The sequence below is a fragment of the Paracoccus sp. AK26 genome (assembly GCF_011801365.1).
In the GTDB taxonomy this organism is placed as follows: Bacteria; Pseudomonadota; Alphaproteobacteria; order Rhodobacterales; family Rhodobacteraceae; genus Paracoccus; species Paracoccus aerius.
Map to the genome: position 1 here is coordinate 204,367 of NZ_CP041041.1, position 23,042 is coordinate 227,408.

The following is a 23,042-nucleotide window of genomic DNA, read 5'->3' on the forward strand; positions in this document are numbered from 1 at the left end:
CTTGGGAGGAAACCATGATCCGCATCACTCCGCGCCGCGCGGCGGCCTTTTCCGCGCCTCTCTTCCTGCTGACGGCCTCGCTGGCCCATGCCGCGCCGGAACGCCCCGAATGCGTCGCCCCCGCCCAGCCCGGCGGCGGCTTCGACATCACCTGCAAGCTGGCCCAAGCCGCCTTTACCGAAGCGGGCGTGCTGGAATCGCCCCTGCGCGTGTCCTATATGCCCGGCGGCATCGGCGCCGTGGCCTACAGCACCATCGTCAGCCAGCGTCCCGGCGAACCCGGCACCATTGTCGCCTTTTCGGCCGGCTCGCTGCTGAACCTGGCGCAGGGCAAGTTCGGCGCCCATGACGAAGACGACGTCCGCTGGGTGGCCTCGGTCGGAGCCGATTACGGCGCGGTCGTGGTGCCTGCCGACAGCGAATATGACAGCCTGACGGCCATGATGGAGGCCATCAAGGCCGATCCCGGCTCGGTCATCCTGGGCGCGGGGGGCACCATCGGCAGCCAGGACTGGATGAAGGCCGCCTTGACCGCGCGCGCGGCGGGGATCGACCACAAGTCGATGCGCTTCGTGGCCTTCGAAGGGGGCGGCGACTGCGCGACCGCGCTGCAGGGCGGCCATGTCGATGCCTGCATGAACGACGTGGGCGACAGCCAGGCCGCCATCGACGGCGGTGCGCCCCTGAAGATGCTGGCCGTCTTCTCGCCCGAGCGGCTGCCCGGCAAGCTGGCCGACGTGCCGACCGCGACCGAGCAGGGCTATGCCATCGACTGGCCGATCGTGCGCGGCTTCTACGTCGGACCCGAGGTGTCGGACGAGGATTACCAGTGGTGGGTCCAGGCTTTCGAGACCGCCATGCAGGCCCCCGGCTATGATGCCCTGCTGCAAAGCCGCAACCTGCTGCCGCTTCCCCTGACGGGCGAGGAACTGGACGCCTTCGTGACCGAGGCGGTCGCGAACTATCGCGCGCTCGCGGGCGAGTTCCAGCTGGTCCAGCAGTAAGGAACACGGTCATGAGCAGCAACAGAACCCTTGGGGCCGTGGCATTGCTCATGGCCGGGATCCTTGCAGTCTTCGGCTGGGGGCTGGTCGCGCCCTTCGCCTATGAACCCGTGGGCCCGCGCGCCTTTCCGATGCTGACGGCCGCGTTGATCGCGTTCTGCGGCGTGATGCTGGTGATCCGCGGCGGCACCGATGCCGACGCGGTCAGCGGCCGCACCATGACCGGCATCCTGATGCTGTCGGTCACGCTGCTGGTCTATGCCGTGGTCTTCGAACGGCTGGGCTACGTCCCCTCGACCTTCGTGATGGCGGGGGCGGTGGCCTTGATCTTCGGGGCCAGCCTGATCCAGGCCATCGTCTCGGGGGCGGTGCTGTCGGTGGGATCCTATCTGCTGTTCGACCACGGCCTGGACGTGGTCTTGCCGACCGGCATCATGGGAGGCCTGATCTGATGGAAACCCTGTCCCTTCTGATGAACGGCTTTGCCGTCGCCGGAACGCCGATGAACCTGGCCCTGGCCGCCCTGGGCGCGGTCGTGGGCACGATGGTGGGCGTTCTGCCGGGCCTTGGGCCTGTCAACGCGGTGGCCATGCTGGTCCCGGTGGTCTTCGCCCTGGGCCTGCCGCCGGAAAGCTCGATGATCCTGATGGCCGCGATCTATATCGGGTCGGAATATGGCGGGCGGATCAGCGCCATCCTGATCAACGTCCCCGGAGAGGCCTCGGCCGTCATGACCGCGATCGAAGGCTATCCCCTGTCGCGCCGGGGCATGGCCGGGGTCGCGCTGTCGCTGTCGGCCTGGACGTCCTTCGTGGGGTCGGTCCTGGCGACCGTTGGGATCGTGCTGGCCGCGCCCGTGCTGTCGCGATGGGCGCTGGCCTTTGGGCCGGTGGAATACGTGGCGCTGATGATCTTTGCCTTCGCCTGCCTGACGGGCCTTCTGTCCGACCAGCCGATCAAGGCGCTGCTGGCGACGGGCATCGGGCTTGCGCTGTCCACCATCGGCATCGACGCCAATTCCGGCGTCATGCGCTATACCTTCGACATGCCGAACCTGATCGACGGGCTGGCCTTTTCCACCCTGGTGATCGGCCTTTTCGCGATTTCCGAATTGCTGATCCTGCTGCAGGGCCATCGCGACGGCGCCAGCGTGCGGATCGAGCGGATGGGCCGCAGCCTGTTCAACCTGTCCGAGATGCGCTTCACCTTTGCCTCGGCGCTGCGGGGATCGGGCATCGGCTTCTTCATCGGCCTTCTGCCGGGCGCGGGCGGCACGGTCGCATCCGCCCTGGCCTATTCCACCGAGCGCAAGCTGACCGAACGGCGCGACCCGCAGGGCAGCCAGTTCGGCCAGGGCGACCTGCGCGGCCTGGCTACGGTCGAGGCCTCGAACAACTCGGCCTCGAACTCGAACTTCATCCCGATGCTGACGCTGGGCATCCCCAGTTCGGGCACGACGGCGATCATGCTGGGCGTGCTGACCCTCTACAACCTCACGCCGGGCCCGATGCTGTTCACCTCGCAGCCGGAACTGGTCTGGGGGCTGATCGCTTCGCTGTTCATCGGCAACGTGATGCTGCTGGCGATGAACATCCCGCTGGTAGGCTTTTTCGCGCGGATGCTGACGGTGCCCGCCTGGGTGTTGGTGCCTTTTATCGTGGTCGTCTCGGCGGTGGGGGTCTATTCGGGCAAGTCGGCCAGCTTCGACCTGATCCTGATGGTCGTGGTGGGTGTGGCCGCCTACTGGCTGCGGCGGATGCATGTGCCGATGGCGCCGCTGATCCTGGGCTTCGTTCTGGGAGGCATCCTTGAAACGAACCTGCGCCGGTCCCTGTCGCTGTCTGCGGGCGATGTCAGCGTGCTGTGGTCCAGTTCCATCGCGATCACCCTGTGGGTTGCCGCCGGGGCAATCCTGCTGCTGCCGCGCCTGCTGCGCCGGGCGCTGCCCGCCGAAGCCAGCCTGGCCGAGGACTGAGATGACCTGGCTTGTCCGTCACGATCCCGTCCCTGCGGGCCGGCGGTTCCGCGACCGCCTGTCCCGGCCCGGCATCTTCCGCCTGCCGGGCGCCCATAACGGCCAGGCGGCGCTGCAGGCGCGCGCCGCAGGCTTTAAGGGGCTGTATCTGTCCGGCGCGGCGATGAGCGCCTCGATGGGCCTGCCCGACCTGGGGCTGATCACCATCGACGACGTGTGCTTCTTCATCCGGCAGGTCGCGGGCGCCTCGGGGCTGCCGGTGCTGGTCGATGCCGATACCGGCTATGGCGAGGCACTGAACGCGATGGTCACCGTCCGCCGCTTCGAGGAGGCGGGCGCGGCCGCGATCCATCTGGAAGACCAGATCCTGCCCAAGAAATGCGGCCACCTGTCCGACAAGCGGCTGGCGCTGCCGCAGGACATGGCCGCCAAGGTCGCAGCCGCCGTCCGCGCCCGGCGCGACCTTGTGGTGATCGCCCGCACCGACGCCCTGGCAAACGAGGGGCTGGACGCCGCCATCGCCCGGGCGCGCCTGTATCTGGAAGCCGGGGCGGACGCGATCTTCCCCGAGGCGCTGACCGACATCGACCTGATGCGCCGCTTTGCCCAAGCCCTGCCCGGCGTGCCGCTGCTGGCCAACATGACCGAGTTCGGGCGGACCCCGCAGCTGACCGGGGCAGAGTTGCAGGATCTGGGCTACAAGATGGTGATCTGGCCGGTATCGTCCCTGCGGATGGCCAACCAAGCGCAGGAACGCCTTTACGCGGCGCTGCGCGACCACGACACGACCGCCCCGATGCTGGGGCATATGCAGACGCGGGCGGAGCTTTACGAGACGCTGGATTATTTCGGCTTCGAGGGATTGGACGCCTCGATCAGCCGCAGCCTGCTGCCGCCGGGGTCCGGGGGCGGCGACTAGGCGGCCCGGATCGCGGCTTGCACCCCGGTCCCCCCGCGCGCAGACTGGCCACAACCAGCAGGGGAGGACCGGATGAAACATCAGGCATTTGCGACGGCGTTGCTTTTGTGCAGCGCCAGTTGGGCTGCCGCCCAGCAGGCGACCGATGCGATTGCGCCCGAAGCGGCGTCGCAACCCGCAGCGCGGGCCGACGCCTTCGGCCTGCTGACCGATGCGGCCCGCGCGGCCCTGGACGCCAAGGCGGAAGGCCGGCCCGTGGCAGGCCAGGACTGGATGGTCAGCGCGGCCCATCCCCTGGCCGTCCAGGCCGGGGCGCGCGTGCTGGAGGCCGGGGGCAGCGCGGCAGATGCAATGGTCGCGGTCCAGACCGTCCTGGGCCTGGTCGAGCCGCAAAGCTCGGGCCTGGGGGGTGGGGCCTTCCTTGTCTGGTATGACGCCGGAACGGGCGAATTGACCACGCTGGACGGCCGCGAAACCGCGCCCATGGCCGCGACGCCGAGGCTGTTCCTTGACGATGAAGGCCAGCCGCTGGAGTTCATGGAGGCCGTCGTGGGCGGGCTGTCCGTCGGCACGCCCGGCACGCCGGCGTTGCTGGAAGCCGCGCACCGCCGCTGGGGCCGGGCCAACTGGTCGGGCCTTTTCGACGACGCGATCCGCCTGGCCGAGGACGGCTTCACCGTCTCGCCGCGCCTCGCCAGCCTTGTCGCCGGAGAGGGCGACGCGTTGCAGGCCGATGCCGCCACCACCGATTACTTCTTCCCCGGCGGCCAGCCGGTCGCGGCAGGGGCGACGCTGCGGAACCCGGATTACGCCGAAACCCTGCGGCTGCTGGCAGCCGAGGGCGCGGACGGCTTTTATGGCGGCAAGGTCGCGGAAGGCATCGTTGCGGCGGTGCGCGGGGCCGACAATCCGGGCCTTTTGTCGATGCAGGATCTGTCGGCCTATCGCGTGGTGGAACGCCCTGCGGTCTGCGTGGAATACCGCGCCCATGATGTCTGCGGCATGGGTCCGCCCTCGTCCGGCGGGCTGACGGTGGGGCAGATCCTGGGGATGCTGGGTGGCTACGATCTGGCAGCGTTGGGGGCCGAAAGCCCGGAGAGCTGGCGGCTGATCGGCGATGCATCGCGCCTGGCCTTTGCCGACCGGGGCCGCTTCATGGCCGACAGCGACCACGTGCCCATGCCGACCGAGGGGCTGATCGACCCCGCCTATCTGGCGGACCGGGCCAAGCTTCTGGCCGGCGACGACAGCCTGCCCGAAGTGGCCCCGGGCAATCCCGGCTGGTCTCATGCCGCGCTGTGGGGGCAGGACAGTTCGCTGGAACTTCCCTCGACCACGCATATCTCGATCGTGGACGGGCAGGGCAACGCGCTGTCCATGACCACCACCATCGAGAACGGCTTCGGCTCGCGCGTCATGGCGAACGGCTTTCTTCTGAACAACGAACTGACCGATTTCAGCTTCGAGACCCATGACGAGAACGGCTGGCCCATCGCCAATGCCCTTGCGCCCGGCAAGCGGCCCCGGTCCTCGATGGCGCCGACCATCGTTCTGAAGGACGACCGCCCGGTCATGGTGATCGGATCGCCCGGCGGCAGCCGCATCATCGGCTATGTCGCCCGCGCCATCGTCGCGCATCTGGACTGGGGGATGGACATCCAGCAGGCGGTGGCCGCGCCCAACATCGTCAACCGCTTCGGCCCCATGGATGTCGAGCCCGGCCTGCCCGCGACCCTTGCCGAGGGTCTGGCGGCCATCGGGTTCGAGCTGAACGAGACGGAACTGACCTCGGGCCTTCAAGGCATCGTCATCGGGCCGGACGGCCTGACGGGCGGGGCCGATCGCCGCCGCGAAGGGATCGCCCTGGGCGGTTGACGCCATGCGAAAGGGCGCGCCAGCGGCGCGCCCCCTGCAAAAGCCCGCGAAGGGTCTTGCTTATTCGTCCATCCATTCGAACTCGGGCGCATTTTCAAGTGCGGCGCGGTTCGCGGTGAAGACGATGAAGTATTCGTCCTCGGAATCGCCGTCGCGGATCACCTGCAGGTCGTCCATCGACACGGCCACGGTGCGTTCGCCCAAGCCCAGGAAGCCGCCGATATCGGTCAGCACGGCCTTGACCATGCCGTCCTGGCCGATCACCAGGTCGCTGATCTCGCCGATGTCTTCCCAGTCCTGGTCCACCTCGGTATAGGCAGCGTTTACATCAACCTCGGCCTCGGACGCATAAAGGCGCTTGCCCATGAAGGTTTCGGCCGACATGTCACCCGCCATTGCGGTGTAGCCAAAGCCTTCGTCCGCCATGGCGCCGCCTGCCGGCATGGCGGCCGTTGTGCCGTCCGCCGGCATCGTCGTGGTGGTGGTCGCATCCGCAGGCGCGGTGGTGGTGGCGTCGGTCATCGGCGCCTCGGTCGTGGCCGGTGCGGTGGTGGCGGTCTGGGCGATCGCGGCAGGCGCGGCAAGCATGGCGACAAGGGCGGTGGAAGCAAGCAGCTTGGTCATCGGCAGTCTCCTGATGTTCTTCTTATCAATGGGTTCCGGGAAGTGCCCGGCTGAAGGGACAACGGGCAGGCGCCATCACGGTTCCCCCACGTTTCCGCCAGCAGGACGCTGCGGCCCTGCGGCAGGCCGCGGCGGATGGGCGCCTACAGCATCTTCAGAAGCTGGTCCTCGATCCGCCTGCGGCCGCGTCGGTCACGGATCTGTTCGGCATAGATCGTGCGCGGCTGCAGCGCCGTGCCCTCGTCCCGATGCCGGACATTAAAGACGCGGCGCGCCGCCACGATCCCCGAGGCCGCGGCGGTGACGGCGGCGATGGTGATCTCTATGCGCGACAGTTCCCCATCCTCGCGCCCCTTGCCCAGGGTGCGTGCCGCGCGGTCCAGAAGGGTGTCGACGGTGCCGGTTTCCACGTAATCGCCGCTTTTCAACGGGCCCTGCAGCGTTGCCCGACCGGGACCGTCGTCGTCGCGCGAAGGATCAAGCTCCGTGCGGTCCGCCACCGAGACGATCCTTTCGCCCGCATCAGAACAAAGGGTCAGCATGACATCCAGGATGTAGATCGGCTCGAGCCCCAGGTTGCTGACAAGGACGCGGCTGCCAAGCCCGCGCCCGCCACCCATTGTGATCAGGATCTCGCTCCGCCGCTGGCGGCGCAGGCTTTCGACGAAGACATGCAGATAGGTGATCCAGACGCCGGCGGTCACCAGGGCGATGATCGCCTGCATCACGGCGGCGTTGCTGGTGATCCATTCCCACATGCCCACCGAACGAGGCCGGGCAGGAATCGGTTTCCTATGGGCCGGAACGCGTCGCCCGCGGGCGGACCGCCGCCAGAACCATGCCGCTTGCGGGAAGGGCAGGGACATGGGACAGCGACACGGTCAGATCCTGGGGCGGGACGGAATAATCCATCCTCTCGACCAGCATCCGGGCCGCATGGCGGATCACGGCGACCGTCAGCCGTTCGCCGGGACAGCGATGCCCGTCATGCGGGCTGCCCGCGCCCTGCGGGACGAAGTCGCTGCCGAAGTCGCGCCAGGACAGCGGCCGCTGCGGGTCGAAGTCCTGCGGCGCCGGGAACAGCCGGGGATCGTGGCAGGTGCCGAACAGGTCCACCAGCATCCAGTCCCCCTTCGCGACCGCGACCCCGTTCCAGTCGAAGCCGCGCCGGGCAATGCCGCCGATCACCGGGAAGAAGGGCGAATCGCGGCGCACTTCCTCGGCAAAGGCTTCATAACCAAGCCGGCCTTGCCGCAACGCCGGCGCCAGGGACGGATGGCGGTGCAGCGCAAGCGCCGCAAAGGCGACATAGCGGCCGATGGCCACCGTCGGGCGCAGAATGTTGATCAGCTCGACCACGGCCTGGTCCAGCGTCAGGGGCTTTCCGTCGGCGTCGCGGAACCGGGCGATGCGGTGCAGCGGGCTATCTTCATGGGCGGCGTCGGCGCGGGCTGCGCGGATGACGCGGCGGATGCGGGCTTCCACGCGCCGCCGCCGCGCCAAGGCCTGCCACATGCGCGGGCCGAGGCGGCCGGTGTTCTCGATCATCGCGGAAAGATCGCCCGCCATCCGGTCGGGATCGTCCAAGGCAACGCCGGTCCAGCCGAGGATGGCGCGGGTCAGGATCAGGTTCACCTGGTCGAACAGCACGATCCGGTCCTGCCCCGTCCAGTCCTGCAGGGCGCGGCCCCATTCCCGGTCCAGCAGGTCCAGCAGGGATTGTTCGGCCTCGTCCGTCATCAGCAGGCTGGTGAACAGCCCCTTGCGATGCCGGTGGGGCGGGCCGTCCAGCATCTGCACGCTGTTCTTGTCCTGCAGAAGGCGCAGCACATGGGGCGGCATCGCGCCCTTGCGGGTGAACAGGTCGGGGTCATAGATCAGCCGCGCGGCATCCGCCCCTTGGGCGCAGATCACCGGGCGCAGCATCACCCGGGCGCGAAAGCGGTGGGCGCCGACCGTCCTGCAGCCCTGGCCCACGAAGTCATAGCCCTGTCGCAGGAATTGCAGCGAATGATCGACCCCCGGCAGAGCGGGAAGCGCCGTTGCCATGTCAGCCGTCGTCCGGCAGGTGGACATGGCGGGGGGCATAGCGGCTGTGCCGCGGCACGCCCCGCGCGGCAAAATCCTGCGCCAGTCGGTCAAGGGCGGCCAGGAAGACCGGTCCCGCCACGGCATGACCGTGCCCCGGGATCATCACCTGGGGCCGCAGCGCCGCAAGCCTGCGGACGGACCGGCCCGACGCTTCCCAGTCGATGGTGAAATAGGCAGGCGGGCCTTGCAGATGCGGGGTCTGCAAGGCGGCGCTGGACAACGATTCCTGCTGGGTCGTGCTGATCGCATCGCCGGCGATCAGGCTGCCCGAGGCTTCGTGCCAGAACGAGACATGGCCCGGCGAATGGCCTGGCGTATGGATCCACCGCCAGCCGGGAAGCCCCGGGATCTCGCCATCCCCCGGAAGGTCCTGCAACCGGTCCGTGACATTAAGGGGGCTGCGCGGGAACAGCGGCGACAATTCCGCCATGCTGCCGCCGCCGACCTCTGGGGCGGGGGGCGGATATGACCGGGTGCCGTCCAGGAAGGGGCGTTCATGGCGGTGCGCCAGGATCGGTGCGTCCCATTCGCGCGCCAGTTCCTCCAGCGCGCCGACATGGTCGAAATGGCCGTGGGTCAGCAGTATCGCCTTGGGCCGCGCGGTGCCGAAGCGGCTTTCGGCCGCAGCCCGAATCGCGGCGCCCGATCCCCCGATACCGGCATCGACCAGGAACCAGCCCCGGTCCCCCGCGTTCACCGGGCCGATAAAGGCCACGTTGACGATGCCGCAGCGCAGGCGGACAAGATCGGGGCCCAGGTCCTCGGCCACGGCATCGGGCGGCAGAGTGACGCCGCGCGGTCCCTCGGGCTGGGTCAGAAAAGCCGCGGCCAGGGAAAAGGCGCCATAGCCCGTTAAAAAGGCGCGGGGGCCGGATGCCCTTTCGGCCAATCCCGCAGCAAGGCAGGCCGCGCCCTGCGCCGCGTCCAGCATCCGGTGCTGGCCCAGGTCGATGGCGCCGTCCGCATCTTCGCGATAGCGGGTGGCCAGCGAATAGGCCGCCACCCCCAGCCCCGCAAGCGCCAGGGGGCGGACAAGCCGGGCCGGCCATTGCAGCGCCGAGGGCAGCAGCAGAAGGGCCGCGGCCGATGCCGCGTCAAGACGGGCGTGAAGACGAGGCGGGATCATCCGACGCTCCTTCCAAGGGGGGATTATCACTGGGGGCCGGGATCATGACGTTCAGATCGGCCAGCGACTGACTGGTCAGCAGCTTGCCCAGCTGCACCCGGCGTTCCAGGTTGGACCGGCTGAAATCGAAGGCCTTGCCGATGAATTCGTCCTCGGGATCGGTCAGGACGATGTGGCGGAAATTGCGTCCCTGCAGGTCGGCATTTGCAATGATGCGGGCCGATTGTCCGGCGAAGAACAGTTCCTGGGCCCGGGTGCCGATGCCGTCCATGGTTTCAGAAAGCTTGCCTTGCTGCACGAACAGGTCAAGCGCGATGATTGCAGCATTGCCCGGCCGGTCCAGCAGGGGCCGAAGGGGCAGGTTCTCGCAGATCCCCGGGTCCATCAGCACATGTCCGTCCAGGTGGACGGGCCGGAACAGGATCGGCAGCGCGGTGCTGGCCATGATGTGGTCCACCGTCAGGCGCATGTCGCGGTTGCGGAAATCCAGGATCTCGCCTGTTTCATAATCAAGCGCGGTCACCGTCACCTCGATATCGCCGTCGTTGAGCAGATCGAAATCGATCGACCGCTCAAGCAGCCGCCGCATCGGGCCGCGCTTGAACTGCGACTTGTCCCCGGGCATCCCGGGCAGGATTTCCCAGAACCCCGGCCAGGACGGCACGAACAGCGAGGGATGGCCCCGCATCAGCAACCCCGCGACGGCGGCGCGCCGGCCGGCGACAGGGTGTTGCTGCTGGACATGGGAAATGAACTGGGCCAGGGCAGCGACGCGCCGTTCCGGCGGATTGCCCGCGATCACGGCCGTGACCACGGCGCCGATCGAGGCGCCCGACATGCGCGTGACGCGCAGGCCGGATTGTTCGATCGCCTGCCAGGCGCCGACATGGAATGCGCCAAGCGCATTCCCGCCGGCAAGGCAAAGCCAGGCCTCGGTCATGTCAGCCCAGCCTGTTGCTGATCGCGCGCAGCATGGACATGTGCGAATCGATCGCCGGGACGCCGACAATCGACGCACCCCGCGCCATCGGGTTGGAGCCGTTCTCGGCATAGGCCGAGTGCAGGGCGCGCAACTCCTCGTGGCCCTGCATCTGGGCCGCCAGATACTGCCGGTCGAACTCGGCGCCCGCCTCCATGGCGTTCATCTGCTGCAGCATGGTCGCATGTTCGGGCGTCACCTGGTCGGACGGGGCTGCGCCAAAGGCACGGGCCACGGCCTCCTGCTCGGACGCTTCAAGCGCGGCGAAGGCCTGGACCGCTGGGTCGGTGGCCTTTTCCGCGGCGAGGCGGCTGCTGAGCAGAGAGAAGTTTCCGCCCAGCAGGATGGCCTGCATGTCCGCATCGGGGGCGTCCTGGGCAAAGGACATCCGGGCGACCGGCAGGACGGCGGCGACGGCACCGGCGGCGAAAAGGGTTCTGCGCTGCATTGGGTTCTCCTTCAGTGGGGTGGCCGGGCAAGGCCGGGCCTGGATGATCCGCCGGGCCGGTCGCCGGCCAGGCGGCATGGGGTTTATTCGTCTTCCGGCTTGGCCATCTGCCGATGGGCCTTGGCGACCAGGCCCGCAGGAAGGATCTCGGCCATCGCGGCCTGGGCCTTGTTCTTGAGGCCCGGCGTCATTTGCGCCCGGCCCGCGATCATCGCGTCGTAGCCTGCGCGGGCGACCATCGCCGGGTCGTCCTTGTTCTTCATCTGCCCAAGCGGCGTATCCGTCAGGCCCGCGCGTTCGAAGAAGGCGGTGTCGGTGATGCCGGGCATCAGGCAGGTCACCGTGACCCCGCTGTCCTTCAGTTCCTCGTTCCAGCCCAGGGCGAAGTTGTTCAGGAAGGCCTTCGAGGCATTGTAGATCACCTGGAAGGTTCCCGGCATGAAGCCGGCGATGGACCCGGTGACAAGAATATGGCCTTCGCCGCGGTCTCGCATCCTGCGCCCGATCGGATGGGCCAGGCGCAGCACGCCCAGGACGTTGGTCATCACCACATGGTCGATCCCGGCCGGATCCTGGTCCAGGAAGGCGTGTCCCATCCCGGTGCCCGCATTCAGCATCAGCAGATCCACGTCACGCCCGCCCAGTTGCGCCAGGACCGCAGCGATCCCCTCGGGCGTCGCAAGGTCCGCCTCGACCGCCTCGGCGCCCAGTTCGACGGCGGCGGTATGGACTGCAGGTTCGTCCGCGACGATGATGGCCTGGTGGCCCTCGGCCCGGGCGATGCGGGCCAGTTCAAGGCCGATCCCGGTCGAGCCGCCGGTGATGATGGCAAGGGTCATTCTGTTCTCCTGTCCGGGGCGGCGGCTAGGCGCGCGCCCAGTTGAAACATCCGGCGGGCATTCCGGTGCCGCTGACCATCAGCGCCCCCGCAAGGTAAAGGCGCCAGGGATTGCCTTCGCCCAGCCGGGCAACGGTGACCTGCGCCAGGGGGTCGGACCAGATCAGTTCCGCCTGCGCGAAGCCTGCCTTGGCCAGGGCGTGTTCGGGATCGACGCCGGATGCGAAGACGATGGTGCTGAAAGGCTGTTCCGCCGGCGGCTGCGCCGCCCAGAAGCCCGCGCCCAGTCCCAAAGCCGCAAGCAGCGCCACGGTGACCGCAGGCCGCGGCCCTCCGCGCCCGGGCCTGCGGCCAAGCCACAAGCCCAGCAGGATCGGCAGGATGCCAAGGCCCGCAAACCACCCCAGGTCCCAGGCCAGGGGAACGGCGCTGTCCAGCTTGATCCGGTGCAGGCCCAGAAGCCAATGCGACAGGATCCCGTCCAGGACATGCCAAGCCCCGAAGCCCAGAAGCAGGGCGCCCAGTGTCGGGTTCGTGCCCGCCGCCTCGGCCTTGCCGCGCCACAGACCCCACAGGGCCAGGGCAGCCAGACCATACATCAGCGCATGGAACCAGCCGTCCCACAGGATCTGCAGGCGCAGATCCTCCATCCCCGGCACAAGGCTTAGAAGATGGTGCCATTGCAGGATCTGGTGCAGCAGGATGCCGTCGAAGAACCCGCCCAGGGCAAAACCCAGAAGGCATGACCATCGCATCCAGGAAGACCGTGCCATCAACGCCGTTCCTCGCGCCGGAAAAGGCCCGCCGGATGGGTCCGGCGGGCCTGCCGATCATCCGATCTGCTCGGCCTGTGCGCCGCTGCCCGGCCGGGCCATGCCCAGGTCGGGCTTCTGGTCCGAAGGCTGCAGCTTGCCGGTCGCGAAGGTGCCCTTGCCGTCGATCGAGGGGCCTTCGCCCCAGCGGCCCGGGGCCGGTGCGCTGCCATCGGCCTGGAAGCCCAGATAGGCATAGCTGAACTCGGTCTTTTCCTCGGCCTGCGGGTGGCTGTTGGGGATCGGGAAGGCGCCGGTCATGCCGCCCAGCTCCTCAAGCGCGGCCAGCCACTGGTTCTGGTGCATGGTGTCGCGGGCGATCAGGTATTGCAGCATGTCCTTCATGCCCGTGTCGTCGGTCATGTTGTAAAGCCGCACGGCCAGGGTCCGGCCGGTCGCCTCGGCGGCGACATTGGCGGTCATGTCGGCGGCGATGTTGCCGCTGGCATAGATGTGGGACATGTCGAAGGGCACGCCGTCGCTGTCGATCGGCATGGCCGATAGGCCCGAGGACAGCAGGTTCTTGAGGTTCATGCCCCCCATGATGGCCCCGACAGCGCGGTCGGTGGCGGCCATTTCCTCTTTCATCGACAAGGGCGCGCCTTCCAGGTTCATAGCGACCGCCGTTGCCAGCATCTCGATATGGCCCAGCTCCTCGGCCGCGGTGTTCATCAGAAGGTCGCGGAACTTAGGGTTGCCCCGTGCGCCGCAGGCCTGGAAGAAGTACTGCATGGCCACGCGGATCTCGCCTTCGACGCCTCCGATGGCCTGTTGCAGCGCACGCGCGAACAGCGGATCGGGGGAATCGACACGAACGGGATATTGCAGCTTGTTGTCGGTGTAGAACATTGGAAACCTCGGGTGGTCGTGGACTGGAACGCCCGTCAAGCGGGCTGCAAGGCACGCGCCGGCATCAAGCAGGCACCCGGTCCACAAACTGTCCCACCGCCGGGTTGTTCCCCGGAAAGTTGTTCGACCAAACTTTATCAGCCCCAGCCCCAGCCCCAGCCCCAGCCCGAGCGCGCCGCAATCCCCTGCGGGGGCTCTCAGCCCTTGTCGCGCTCGATCACGCCTTCCACCTCGGGCGCTGCGACAAAGCGCCAGGCCCGGCGCGGCCCGGCCATGACATTGAGGTAATACATCTCGAACCCGTGGGGGGCACCGCAGGGGTGGTGGCCGCGAGGGACCAGCACCACGTCGCCGTCGCGCACGGCCATCACCTCGTCCAGCGACCCGTCGTCGGTATAGACGCGCTGGATGCCCCAGCCCTCGCGCGGGTTCAGGCGGTGGTAATAGGTTTCCTCAAGATAGGTTATGCGGGGGAAATCATCCTCGTCATGGCGATGGCTGGGATAGGATGACCAGTTTCCGGCCGGCGTGAAGACCTCGGTCACCAGAAGGCTGTCGCACCAGTCCTCGGCCTCCATGGCAATGTTGTTGATCCAGCGGGTGTTCGACCCCTTGCCGCGCTGGGTCAGGGTGATGCCGTCTGGCCCGATGCGGCGCGCGGGATGCCCGCCCCGTCCCGGCGCGGTGCAGACGGCGATGGTGCAGTCGGTGGTGGCCTCGGCTCGCCAGTCCTGGCCGTTCGGGACATAAAGGCAATGCGGCGGCGTCTTCTCGAAGACATCCATCCGGTCGCCTAGCTCGCCCCAGTCCTGTCCTGCGGCCTCAATGCGCGCGCGCCCTTCGACCATCACAAGGATCGCTTCCTGCTCTCCGGTCGCCTCGGCTGCCGTTTCCCCCGCGCGCAACCGATAAAGGGAAAAGCCCACATACCGCCAGCCCGCCGCCTGAGGCGTGATCTGGTGCACCTTTCCATGGGTGCCGAAGGGTCTGCAAAGAAGGTCAGGCATGGCGGCCTCTTTCACATTGGCTCAAATATCCCGGGGGTCCGGGGGCTGGCCCCCGGCTGTCGCAGCACGCAGGTCAAGCCGCCGCCGCGCGATCCAGCCCGGCCTTGACCGCCGCCGCCTTCAGCGACTTCAGCCCCAGCGACTGGTATTCCAGCGGGTTGCGCTTTTCGGGGTCCTGCTCGGCCTCGATCACCAGCCAGCCGTCATAGCCCGCATCCGCCAGGATGCGCAGCAGCGGCACGAAGTCGATCGCGCCTTCGGGATCGCCGGGCACGGTGAAGGCCCCTGCCAGGACGCCCTCGATGAAGGACAGGTTTTCCGCCCGCACCCGCTGGGTCACGTCCCGGCGGATGTTCTTGGCGTGGAAATGGGCCACGCGCGCGGCATGCCTGCGCAGCACGGCCTCGGGGTCGCCGCCGCCGAAGGTGCAATGGCCCGCGTCGAACAGCAGATGCGCGGCAGGCCCGGTCGCGGCCATGAAGGCGTCGATCTCCTCGGGCGATTCCACGACGGTGCCCATGTGGTGGTGGTAGGCCAAGGTGATCCCCTGGGATGCCAGATAGGCCGCGAATTCCTCGACCTTGGCCCCAAAGGTTGCCATCTCCCCGGCGGTCAGGCGCGGGCGGTCGTTGACGGGCACATCGGGATTGCCATGCACGGTGTTCGAGCATTCGCAGACGATGCAGACGGTGCAGTCATTGGCCTTCAGCTTGGCCAGGTGCGGCTGGACGGCCGCGATCTCGTCCGCGACACTGCGGGTCAGCAGTTCCGTGGAATACCAGCCCGAGATGAAGGCCAGCCCGTATTGCCCCAGCAGATCCTTCAGCGCCTGCGGATCGTCGGGCCAGCGATGGCCGTTCTCGATCCCGTCAAAGCCGATGATGCGGCCTGCCTCGTTCAGGATCTGCTCGGTCGGGATATGGGCGCCGATGGTCTGGTCGTCGTCATTGGCCCAGGCGATGGGGTTGGTGCCATAGCGGATCATGGTTCTTTCCTCAGTTCACCAGCCGCGCGCGGGCGGCGTTGTCCAGGTAGGTCTGATAGGCATCGCGCAGCGTCTTTGTTTCGCCCACCTCGGGGACGGCCACGTCCCACCAATGGCCCGCATCGCCGAAGCCGGGACCGTCCTTGGCGGTGGTGTCGATGACGATCACCGTGGGGATGGGCCTGCCGCGTGCAGCGGCGATCTGCGCCTCGAGGTCGGCAATGCCGTTGGCCTTGACGGCATGGGCCCCCATGCTGGCCGCGTGCGCGACATAGTCGATGCGCGGCTGGTCGGCGACGTTGCAATCTTCGTAAAGGTTGTTGAACGGCACCCCGCCGCAGACCTGCTGGAGGCGGTTGATGCAGCCATAGCCCCGGTTGTCGGTCAAGACGACCGTAAAGGGCACGCGCCGCATCACGGCCGTCGCCAGTTCAGAATTGGCCATCATGTAGCTGCCGTCGCCCACGAAGCAGATCACCTCGCGGTCCGGGCAGGCCAGCTTGATGCCCATCGCGCCCGCGATCTCGTAGCCCATGCAGGAATAGCCGTATTCCATGTGGTATCCGCCCTGCGCGGGCTGCCACAACAGCTTCAGTGCGCCGGGCATGGTGCCTGCCGCGCACATGGCGATGGCATCGGGCGCGGCGCGCTGGACCGCGCCGATCACCTGCGCGTCGTTGGGCAGGTCATTGCCGGGGACGGGGGCTGCGCAATGGGCATCGACGGCGGCCAGCCAGTTGGTGCGCGCGCTGCCGTCGAACGCGGCGCGATGATCGCCCAAGGCCGCCGTCAGCCTTTCCAAAGCCACGCGTGCGTCGGCCACCAGCGGCACCGCGCCATGCTTGGCGGCGTCGTAGCCGTGGACGTTGATCGACACCAGCTTCGCATCCGGCGCGAACATGGTCCGCGATCCGGTGGTGAAATCCTGCAAGCGGGTGCCGACCCCGACCACCAGATCCGCGTCCCGCAGCACCGCATTGGCCGCGGCCGATCCGTCCACGCCCGCCGCGCCGAAGTTCATTGGGTCCGCTTGGGCAAGGGCCGACTTGCCCGCCTGCGTTTCCGCCACAGGGATGCCGTGGCGTGCGGCAAAATCCGACAGCGCCGCTTCCGCCACCGAATAGATCACGCCGCCGCCCGCGACGAGGGCGGGGCGCCGGGCTGCACGGATCAGCGCCACGACCTCTGCCAGTTCCTGCGCGTCGGGTTCCGCGCGGCGGATGCGCCAGACGCGGGGTTCGAAGAAGGCCTCGGGCCAGTCATAGCCTTCCGCCTGGGTGTCCTGGCAGAAGGCCAGGCAAACCGGGCCGCAATTGGCCGGGTCGGTCATCACCCGCAGCGCGCGGGGCAGGGCGGTCAGCAACTGCTCGGGCCGCTGGATGCGGTCGAAATAGCGGACCACCGGGCGGAAGCAGTCGTTGGCGGACACCGTGCCGTCGTCGAAATCCTCGACCTGCTGCAGCACCGGGTCAGGGCGGCGGCTGGCGAAGACATCGCCCGCGATCAGCAGCACCGGCAGGCGGTTCACATGGGCAAGCGCGGCGGCCGTGACCATGTTGGTGGCCCCCGGCCCGATGGAACTGGTCACCGCATGGGCGCGGCGGCGCTTCTTGGCCTTGGCATAGGCGATGGCCGCGTGGGCCATGGTCTGTTCGTTCTGGCCGCGCCAGGTCGGGAAGGCATCGCCGATGCCCTGCAGCGCCTCGCCGATGCCCGCGACGTTGCCATGGCCGAAGATGGCCCAGCAGCCCTCGATGAAGCGTTCGCCGTCTTCCGTCATCTGCACGGACAGCCATCGCATCATCGCCTGCGACGCCGTCAACCGGATCGTGTTCATGTGGTCCCTCATTTCCCGTTCGCGCCTGCCCGCGCCTTGTCCCAGATGCCGCAAAGCCGACCGTATCGCCGCGCCATTTCCTCGACCGCCTCGCCGTCGGTCAGGTCGCCGTCCAGCCAGGCCCGCGCCACCGCGCCGAAGATGGTGCGCCCGACCGCGAAACCCTTGACCAGCGGAAAGGCGGCCGCGACGGCAAAGCTGTCGGCCAGTCCAGCCTCGGGCGCGTCCAGGCCCAGGACCACGATGCCGCGAGTATGGGGGTCGTTCTCCTCGATCGCGGCGATGGCCTTGCGCCAGGCCACGGCCGACGTCATCGGCTCCAGCTTCCACCAGTCGGGATAGACGCCCGCCGCATAGAACTGCCGGATCAGGGTTGCCGTCGTGTCATTGTCCACAGGGCCGACCTTGGACGGAATGATCTCCAGCAGGAACTCAAGGTCGTTGCGGCGGGCGGCCTGGAACAGGCGCCTGACGGTTTCCTCCTGCCCGGCCCGCGTGGCTTCGTCGTCGTCGGGGTGGCAGAAGCACAGCACCTTGACCACGTTCTCGCGCGCCCAAGCCTCCAGTCCGCCGCAGTCGGCGCCCAGTTCCGGTTCCAGTTCCAACGGCCGCGATCCTGGCCATTCGGCGGGCCGCCCGATCCAGAGGCCGGTGCCCGAGGCCGCGTGCAGCGCATTGCGCCCGATGCGGTTGTCGCAGAGGATTCCATATCCGGGCTTGCCGCCCTGAACCTGCAACGCGGCCTGCAGGCAGAGTTCCTTGAAGGCACCGCCCTTTTGCGGCGTGTAGCCTGGCATCTGTTCCAGCTGCATCCGGTGGTCGAAGGCAAAGACCCGCATCGTGGACCAGTCGCCGCCTGTGCGGCGCTGGCGATTGGTGGCCCAATGAACCTGTTCCAGTTCGGGGTCGTTCCTCAGATCGGGCCGGATCACGCCGCGCCGCAGGAAGAACTCCAACTCCTCGAGCGAAGGATAGGCGGGCGTGCAGCCGTGGCGGCTGACGGCAAGCGCCCCGCAGGCATTGGCGTATTCCAGGGCCTTGGGCCACGGCTCGCCATCCAGCCAGCCCTTCATCAGGCCGGAAAAGAAGCCGTCGCCCGCGCCCAGCACGTTGAAGACCTCGATCGGAAAGCCCGGACCGGCTTCGCCCTGATCCAGGCTGTCGGGGATGGCGCCGGTAAAGGCCACCGCGCCCGCAGCCCCGCGCTTGCAGACCAGCGTGGCGTCGGTGACGCCGCGCACAGCCCGCAGCGCCGCCACCGTGTCGGTGGTGCCGCCGGCGATATGAAACTCTTCCTCAGTGCCCACGATCAGGTCGAACAGGGGCAGCGTGGCTTGAAGCCGGGCCGTCACCGCCGCGCTTTCCACGAAGCGGCTTTCGCCCGCGTCGTGGCCCGCCAATCCCCAAAGGTTCGGGCGATAGTCGATGTCCAGTGCCGTCCGCGCGCCATGCTTGCGTGCCAGCCGCAGCGCCTTGACGACGGCGGCTTCGGTGCGCGGATGGGACAGATGCGTGCCCGTCGCCAGCACCGCGCGGGCATCGGCGATAAGGGTTTCGTCGATGTCGTCCTCGCACAGCGCCATGTCGGCGCAGTCGCTGCGATAGAAGATCAGCGGAAACTGGTCCTGGTCGCGGATCCCCAGGATCACCAGGGCGGTCAGCCGGTCGGGATCGGTCTTGACGCCGCGCACGTCCACGCCTTCGCGCACCAGTTGTTCGCGGATGAAGCGGCCCATGTGTTCGTCGCCCACCCGCGTGATGAGACCGGACCGCAGCCCCAGCCGCGCCGTGCCGCAGGCGATGTTGGTCGGACTTCCGCCGATATACTTGCGGAACGACCCCATGTCCTCGAGCCGCCCGCCGACCTGCGCGCCGTAAAGATCGACGCCCGCGCGGCCGATGGTGATCAGGTCAAGGGATTTGGTCATGGGATCAGTCCTTGTTTTGACGTCAAAGCTGCGCGGAAACGAAGGCCATGCTGGTCTTCACCGCGCCCTTGGGATCGGCGGCCCCATGCACTTCGAGGGCGAAGGGTTCGAAGCTGAAGGGCCCGTCATAGCCCGCGTCCAGCAGCGCCCGGATCTGATGCAGGTTTTCCAGCCGGTCCTGACCATCGACCAGCACCCGGTGCGCGTCCAGCATGTCGGCCACCGCCACGTCGGGATCGATCACGCCCGAGATATGGACAAGGCCGGTCCAGTCCGGGAAGAACTCGGTCTCACCCGCCAAGTGGTGGTGGAAGGTGTCGTGCAGAAGGCGGAAGGTGCCCTCGCCCCCGGCGGCCTGGATGGCCCGGATCGCCTCGGCCTTGGTGCGCAGGGAGGAGATCGGGAAGCCCAGCGGTTCCACCAGCCCGGTCAGTCCGCGCGTGTCCAGGATCGTCTTCATCGCCGTCAGCGCACCCACCAGGCTGTCAAAGGCGACCTGCGTGCCGTCGTTCAGCGGGCACATGACCAGGGCCTTGGCGCCGCAGGCGGCGGCGTAATCGGCCATGTCCTCGGCCCGCGCGGGCAGGTTGCCCGCCCAGGTGTTGAAGGGGTAAAGCGCGTTGATCGAGACGATGGTGACGCCGGCCTTTTCGGCCTCGGCCTTCACCTGCTCGGGGCGCCATTGGGACAGGACATCGGGCAGGTCGTTGCGGATCTCGACCTCGGTCACGCCAAGGTCGCGGGCAGCAGCGAAGAAGTCCGGCAGCGACAGGTTCGGCGCCGCGATGTGGTTCAGGGCAAAGCGCATGGGTCAGCCTTGGGCGTAAAGGGCAGGACGGTCGGGATAGGTGATGGCTATGGCATCGCCCTCGGCTTCCTGCGCCTCGACGCAGGCGTCCGAGGTGACGGCGGCCATGTAGCCGTCCCATGAGGTCGGGCCCGATGCCGTGCCTTGCGCCGCAGCCTTCAGGAAGTCCTGCAATTCCACGTCATAGGACGCCACGAAGCGGTCCTTCCAGTCGGTCAGGATCGGGTTCTGCAAGGTCGCGTTCAGGCGCGTCTGGATGGACATGGGTTCGGGCAGCCGGGCCACGCCGTCCTCGCCCACGACCTCGCACTGGATGTCGTAGCCGTAATGGCAGTTCACGAAGATCTCCGTGTCGATGACCGTGCCCTTGGCCGTCACCAGCGTCACGATCTGCGGGTCGCGCAGCTTGGCATGGGTGCGGGCGCAGGACCGGGGAAAGGTCACGCGGGCGGACACATAGTCGTCGTCCAAGAGCCAGCGGAACACGTCGATCTCGTGGATCAGCGTGTCGTGGATCGCCATGGGGGTGGTATAGGCTTCCGGCACGGTCGGGTTGCGGTGCGCGGCATGGACCATGATCGGCGCACCGATCTGACCGTCCACGACCTTCTTCAGGGCGACATATCCTTCGTCATAGCGGCGCATGAAGCCCACCTGGACCAGGCGCGTCCCATGCGCCACCTCGGCATCGACGATGCGCTTGGCGCCCTCGGCGGTCGTCGCCAGCGGCTTTTCGCAGAAGCAGGGCTTGCCCGCGGCGATGGCGGCCAGGACATATTCCTCGTGCGTCGCGCCCCAGGAACAGACGAGGATCGCGTCCACATCGGGGCTGGCGATCAGGTCCTGGCCATTGTCGAAGACGGTGGCGTCGGGCGCGATGTCGGCGCGGACGGCCTCGGCCGATGCGCGCTTGACGTCCGACAGCGCGGTGATGCTGCCGCCCGACAGCACCTGGTTGATGCGGCGGGCGTGGTCGCGGCCGATGGCTCCGGTGCCGATGACACCAATTCTGACGGTCATGTCCTGTCTCACTTCCAATACTGGTCGATGTATTTCTGCATTTCGGCACGCATGAAGCGGCCCGACTGGTCGGCCTTGTCTTCCCAGGCAAAGACGCAGGCGGTCATGATGCCGTCAAAGCCGATGGCGGCCAGCGTGCCGAAGAAGTCGTCCCATGGCACCTCGCCCTGGCCGATGTTGAGGTGCTGGTGGACACGCGCCTGCGTGCCGGGCGGGTTCAGGATATAGCGCAGGCCGGAACTGGCCTTGTGGTTGAAGGTGTCGCCCACATGGACATGGGCCAGCACGTCGGCGGCCTCGCGCAGCATCGCCGCGGTGTCGTCCCCGAAATAGAAGGTATGGGGCGCGCAATACAGGAAGCGCACGTTCTTCGAGTTCACGGTGCGGATGATGTCCAGGGCAGGCTGGATGGTTTCGCACCAGTCTTCCGGATGGGGTTCCACGTTCAACTGGATCCCTTCACGTTCCAGGATCGGGACCAGTTCCTCCATGCTGCGCCACCAGGCGTCTTCGCAGGCCTCGATCATCGACCCGGTATGGCAGCAATAGCAGGACCCCTTGTCGGGATGGGGGCCGCGGCCGAATTCGCTGTTCATCGTGTCCACGCCCAGTTCCACCGCGATCTCGATCGCGCGCTTCCAGTGGCGGACAGCGGCCTGACGCTCGGTTTCGTCGTTGGAGGCCCAGCGATACATCGGCAGCAGGCTGGCGATGCCCACATCCGCGTCCTTCAGCGCCTGTTTCAGGGACTTGACGCGGTCGGGGAAGACGCGCGGCGCCTTGAACCATTCCAGGAAATCGCCGCGCGGGGATAGTTCGATCCAGTCATAGCCAAGCTCCTTGACCTTGGCCGGGATCGCCTCGAGCGGCAGGTGACGGTGCATGAAGGGGTCGATGGCGATGCGCATGACTGCGGTCCTGTAGCATTGTCTGGAAAAAAGCCGGGCAGGGCACGGGGAGGAGGCGCCCCCTGCCCGGCGGCACCGCTTACTTCTGGTAATCGGCCATGTTCTGGGGGGTCACCGGCTCGAACGGGATCCAGTGTTCGGGCTCGATCTTTTCGCCCGCTGCGGCGGCGACGGCGGCCTTGACGGCCTGCTCGCCCTGGCCCGTGGCGTTCTGATAGACGGTCACGTCCATCTGCCCCGCCTCCATCGCCGCCAGCCCGTCTGCGGTGGCGTCGATGCCGGCGATGACGATGTCGCCCTTGCCGGTGGTGGCAGCCAGGGCCTGCGCCGCGCCGATCGCCATCTCGTCGTTGTTGGCGACGATGGCGTCGAACTCCAGGCCCGCCGTCATCCAGGACGTGACCAGATCCTGCGCCTGGACGCGGTTCCAGTTGGCGACCTGCTTTTCGACGATTTCCACCTGGCAGTCGGGCTTGGCAAAGGCTTCCTCGACCATCTTCGTGCGCACCAGGGCAGCATGGTTTTCCAGCGGTCCCATCAGGATCACGGCCTTGGGATCCTCGCGCCCCTTCAGGGCCTCGCAGACGGCGGCGGCTTCCAGCCGGCCCGCGTCGGTTTCCTGCGATCCGACATAGCCGGTGCCCTGGGGCATCCCGGTTTCCAGTTCGGCGGGCGGGTGGTTCACGTAGATCAGCGGGATGCCGGCGCCGGTCGCGGCGGCGGTGATGGCCGATGTCGAGTCCCCGTCGACCGCATTCACGATGATCGCATCGACGCCGTTGGCCACGAAGTTCTGCACCTGGTTCAGTTGTTTGGCCACGTCCAGTTGCGCGTCCTCCACCGACAGGGTGACGCCCTCGGTCCGTTCGGCCTCGGCCCGGATGCCGTTCAGCAGGATCGTCAGGAAGGGGTTGTCAAAGGACGTCATGGTGACGCCGATCCGGGTTTCGGCAAGCGCGGGGGCTGCCAGGGACAGGCAGAGGGCGGTAGTGGCAATCAACTTGGTCAT

22 protein-coding genes are annotated in these 23,042 nt (G+C 67.7%); 5 read left to right on the forward strand and 17 right to left on the reverse strand.

Annotation, left to right across the window (positions count from 1 at the left end; all coding sequences use genetic code 11):
* Positions 1–14 precede the first annotated feature (14 nt).
* The 5 genes from FIU66_RS00940 (at position 15) to ggt (ending at position 5,773) form a co-directional block, all read left to right on the forward strand.
* Positions 15–1,004, forward strand: a complete 990-nt coding sequence (locus tag FIU66_RS00940; protein WP_167620957.1) for a tripartite tricarboxylate transporter substrate binding protein — start codon at positions 15–17, stop codon at positions 1,002–1,004.
* 11 nt (positions 1,005–1,015) lie between these two features.
* A complete protein-coding gene (locus FIU66_RS00945) occupies positions 1,016–1,456 on the forward strand; it encodes a tripartite tricarboxylate transporter TctB family protein (protein WP_167620959.1) in 441 nt (146 codons plus the stop codon).
* Positions 1,456–2,979, forward strand: coding sequence for a tripartite tricarboxylate transporter permease (locus FIU66_RS00950; RefSeq protein ID WP_167620960.1), 1,524 nt, complete (start codon positions 1,456–1,458; stop codon positions 2,977–2,979). Before FIU66_RS00945 ends, FIU66_RS00950 begins: the two co-directional genes overlap by 1 nt.
* Position 2,980: 1 nt before the next feature.
* Positions 2,981–3,898 (forward strand): methylisocitrate lyase, encoded by a 918-nt coding sequence (gene prpB, locus FIU66_RS00955; protein ID WP_167620961.1) that lies wholly within the window; start codon positions 2,981–2,983, stop codon positions 3,896–3,898.
* 72 nt (positions 3,899–3,970) lie between these two features.
* Positions 3,971–5,773, forward strand: a complete 1,803-nt coding sequence (ggt, locus tag FIU66_RS00960; protein WP_167620962.1) for a gamma-glutamyltransferase — start codon at positions 3,971–3,973, stop codon at positions 5,771–5,773.
* 60 nt (positions 5,774–5,833) lie between these two features.
* Here ggt and FIU66_RS00965 read toward each other — a convergent pair whose 3' ends face one another.
* The 17 genes from FIU66_RS00965 to FIU66_RS01045 all read right to left on the reverse strand — a co-directional run bounded on the left by FIU66_RS00965 (position 5,834) and on the right by FIU66_RS01045 (position 23,042).
* The gene (locus FIU66_RS00965; RefSeq protein ID WP_167620963.1) at positions 5,834–6,397 is read right to left on the reverse strand and encodes a PRC-barrel domain-containing protein; all 564 of its coding nucleotides are present in this window, start codon (positions 6,395–6,397) and stop codon (positions 5,834–5,836) included.
* 143 nt (positions 6,398–6,540) lie between these two features.
* Positions 6,541–7,155 (reverse strand): hypothetical protein, encoded by a 615-nt coding sequence (locus FIU66_RS00970; protein WP_167620964.1) that lies wholly within the window; start codon positions 7,153–7,155, stop codon positions 6,541–6,543.
* 34 nt (positions 7,156–7,189) lie between these two features.
* Positions 7,190–8,446 carry a cytochrome P450 gene (locus tag FIU66_RS00975; protein WP_167620965.1) on the reverse strand — a complete coding sequence of 419 codons (1,257 nt, stop codon included), beginning with the start codon at positions 8,444–8,446 and terminating at the stop codon, positions 7,190–7,192.
* Between the two features lies 1 nt (position 8,447).
* Entirely contained in the window at positions 8,448–9,614 is a 1,167-nt protein-coding gene (locus FIU66_RS00980) for an MBL fold metallo-hydrolase (RefSeq protein ID WP_167620966.1), read from the reverse strand.
* A complete protein-coding gene (locus tag FIU66_RS00985; RefSeq protein WP_167620967.1) occupies positions 9,583–10,554 on the reverse strand; it encodes a patatin-like phospholipase family protein in 972 nt (323 codons plus the stop codon). Before FIU66_RS00985 ends, FIU66_RS00980 begins: the two co-directional genes overlap by 32 nt.
* Position 10,555: 1 nt before the next feature.
* Positions 10,556–11,041: a DUF4142 domain-containing protein gene (locus FIU66_RS00990; protein ID WP_167620968.1), complete on the reverse strand. Its 486-nt coding sequence runs from the start codon at positions 11,039–11,041 to the stop codon at positions 10,556–10,558.
* Between the two features lie 83 nt (positions 11,042–11,124).
* A complete protein-coding gene (locus tag FIU66_RS00995; protein ID WP_167620969.1) occupies positions 11,125–11,880 on the reverse strand; it encodes an SDR family oxidoreductase in 756 nt (251 codons plus the stop codon).
* 25 nt (positions 11,881–11,905) lie between these two features.
* Positions 11,906–12,634, reverse strand: coding sequence for a DUF2243 domain-containing protein (locus FIU66_RS01000; RefSeq protein ID WP_210254092.1), 729 nt, complete (start codon positions 12,632–12,634; stop codon positions 11,906–11,908).
* Between the two features lie 75 nt (positions 12,635–12,709).
* Positions 12,710–13,540, reverse strand: a complete 831-nt coding sequence (locus FIU66_RS01005; protein ID WP_167620971.1) for a manganese catalase family protein — start codon at positions 13,538–13,540, stop codon at positions 12,710–12,712.
* 197 nt (positions 13,541–13,737) lie between these two features.
* Positions 13,738–14,547 carry a 5-deoxy-glucuronate isomerase gene (gene iolB / locus FIU66_RS01010; RefSeq protein WP_167620972.1) on the reverse strand — a complete coding sequence of 270 codons (810 nt, stop codon included), beginning with the start codon at positions 14,545–14,547 and terminating at the stop codon, positions 13,738–13,740.
* 73 nt (positions 14,548–14,620) lie between these two features.
* The gene (gene iolE, locus FIU66_RS01015) at positions 14,621–15,532 is read right to left on the reverse strand and encodes a myo-inosose-2 dehydratase (protein ID WP_167620973.1); all 912 of its coding nucleotides are present in this window, start codon (positions 15,530–15,532) and stop codon (positions 14,621–14,623) included.
* 10 nt (positions 15,533–15,542) lie between these two features.
* On the reverse strand, positions 15,543–17,369 hold the full coding sequence (iolD, locus tag FIU66_RS01020) for a 3D-(3,5/4)-trihydroxycyclohexane-1,2-dione acylhydrolase (decyclizing) (protein ID WP_167620974.1): 1,827 nt from the start codon (positions 17,367–17,369) through the stop codon (positions 15,543–15,545).
* A gap of 8 nt (positions 17,370–17,377) precedes the next feature.
* Entirely contained in the window at positions 17,378–19,297 is a 1,920-nt protein-coding gene (iolC, locus tag FIU66_RS01025) for a 5-dehydro-2-deoxygluconokinase (RefSeq protein ID WP_167620975.1), read from the reverse strand.
* A 22-nt stretch (positions 19,298–19,319) separates the two neighbouring features.
* Positions 19,320–20,105 carry a TIM barrel protein gene (locus FIU66_RS01030; protein WP_167620976.1) on the reverse strand — a complete coding sequence of 262 codons (786 nt, stop codon included), beginning with the start codon at positions 20,103–20,105 and terminating at the stop codon, positions 19,320–19,322.
* Positions 20,106–20,108: 3 nt separating this feature from the next.
* Positions 20,109–21,125 (reverse strand): Gfo/Idh/MocA family protein, encoded by a 1,017-nt coding sequence (locus FIU66_RS01035; RefSeq protein ID WP_167620977.1) that lies wholly within the window; start codon positions 21,123–21,125, stop codon positions 20,109–20,111.
* 8 nt (positions 21,126–21,133) lie between these two features.
* Entirely contained in the window at positions 21,134–22,033 is a 900-nt protein-coding gene (locus FIU66_RS01040) for a sugar phosphate isomerase/epimerase family protein (protein ID WP_167620978.1), read from the reverse strand.
* 79 nt (positions 22,034–22,112) lie between these two features.
* A complete protein-coding gene (locus FIU66_RS01045; protein WP_167620979.1) occupies positions 22,113–23,042 on the reverse strand; it encodes a substrate-binding domain-containing protein in 930 nt (309 codons plus the stop codon).

What these genes read in the sequence shown, in the direction of transcription:
- FIU66_RS00940 (WP_167620957.1), top strand. Translation starts at nt 15, where the DNA reads ATGATCCGCATCACTCCGCGCCGCGCGGCGGCCTTTTCCGCGCCTCTC.
- FIU66_RS00945 (WP_167620959.1), top strand. Translation starts at nt 1,016, where the DNA reads ATGAGCAGCAACAGAACCCTTGGGGCCGTGGCATTGCTCATGGCCGGG.
- FIU66_RS00950 (WP_167620960.1), top strand. Translation starts at nt 1,456, where the DNA reads ATGGAAACCCTGTCCCTTCTGATGAACGGCTTTGCCGTCGCCGGAACG.
- prpB (WP_167620961.1), top strand. Translation starts at nt 2,981, where the DNA reads ATGACCTGGCTTGTCCGTCACGATCCCGTCCCTGCGGGCCGGCGGTTC.
- ggt (WP_167620962.1), top strand. Translation starts at nt 3,971, where the DNA reads ATGAAACATCAGGCATTTGCGACGGCGTTGCTTTTGTGCAGCGCCAGT.
- FIU66_RS00965 (WP_167620963.1), bottom strand. Translation starts at nt 6,397, where the DNA reads ATGACCAAGCTGCTTGCTTCCACCGCCCTTGTCGCCATGCTTGCCGCG.
- FIU66_RS00970 (WP_167620964.1), bottom strand. Translation starts at nt 7,155, where the DNA reads ATGTGGGAATGGATCACCAGCAACGCCGCCGTGATGCAGGCGATCATC.
- FIU66_RS00975 (WP_167620965.1), bottom strand. Translation starts at nt 8,446, where the DNA reads ATGGCAACGGCGCTTCCCGCTCTGCCGGGGGTCGATCATTCGCTGCAA.
- FIU66_RS00980 (WP_167620966.1), bottom strand. Translation starts at nt 9,614, where the DNA reads ATGATCCCGCCTCGTCTTCACGCCCGTCTTGACGCGGCATCGGCCGCG.
- FIU66_RS00985 (WP_167620967.1), bottom strand. Translation starts at nt 10,554, where the DNA reads ATGACCGAGGCCTGGCTTTGCCTTGCCGGCGGGAATGCGCTTGGCGCA.
- FIU66_RS00990 (WP_167620968.1), bottom strand. Translation starts at nt 11,041, where the DNA reads ATGCAGCGCAGAACCCTTTTCGCCGCCGGTGCCGTCGCCGCCGTCCTG.
- FIU66_RS00995 (WP_167620969.1), bottom strand. Translation starts at nt 11,880, where the DNA reads ATGACCCTTGCCATCATCACCGGCGGCTCGACCGGGATCGGCCTTGAA.
- FIU66_RS01000 (WP_210254092.1), bottom strand. Translation starts at nt 12,634, where the DNA reads ATGCGATGGTCATGCCTTCTGGGTTTTGCCCTGGGCGGGTTCTTCGAC.
- FIU66_RS01005 (WP_167620971.1), bottom strand. Translation starts at nt 13,540, where the DNA reads ATGTTCTACACCGACAACAAGCTGCAATATCCCGTTCGTGTCGATTCC.
- iolB (WP_167620972.1), bottom strand. Translation starts at nt 14,547, where the DNA reads ATGCCTGACCTTCTTTGCAGACCCTTCGGCACCCATGGAAAGGTGCAC.
- iolE (WP_167620973.1), bottom strand. Translation starts at nt 15,532, where the DNA reads ATGATCCGCTATGGCACCAACCCCATCGCCTGGGCCAATGACGACGAC.
- iolD (WP_167620974.1), bottom strand. Translation starts at nt 17,369, where the DNA reads ATGAACACGATCCGGTTGACGGCGTCGCAGGCGATGATGCGATGGCTG.
- iolC (WP_167620975.1), bottom strand. Translation starts at nt 19,297, where the DNA reads ATGACCAAATCCCTTGACCTGATCACCATCGGCCGCGCGGGCGTCGAT.
- FIU66_RS01030 (WP_167620976.1), bottom strand. Translation starts at nt 20,105, where the DNA reads ATGCGCTTTGCCCTGAACCACATCGCGGCGCCGAACCTGTCGCTGCCG.
- FIU66_RS01035 (WP_167620977.1), bottom strand. Translation starts at nt 21,125, where the DNA reads ATGACCGTCAGAATTGGTGTCATCGGCACCGGAGCCATCGGCCGCGAC.
- FIU66_RS01040 (WP_167620978.1), bottom strand. Translation starts at nt 22,033, where the DNA reads ATGCGCATCGCCATCGACCCCTTCATGCACCGTCACCTGCCGCTCGAG.
- FIU66_RS01045 (WP_167620979.1), bottom strand. Translation starts at nt 23,042, where the DNA reads ATGACCAAGTTGATTGCCACTACCGCCCTCTGCCTGTCCCTGGCAGCC.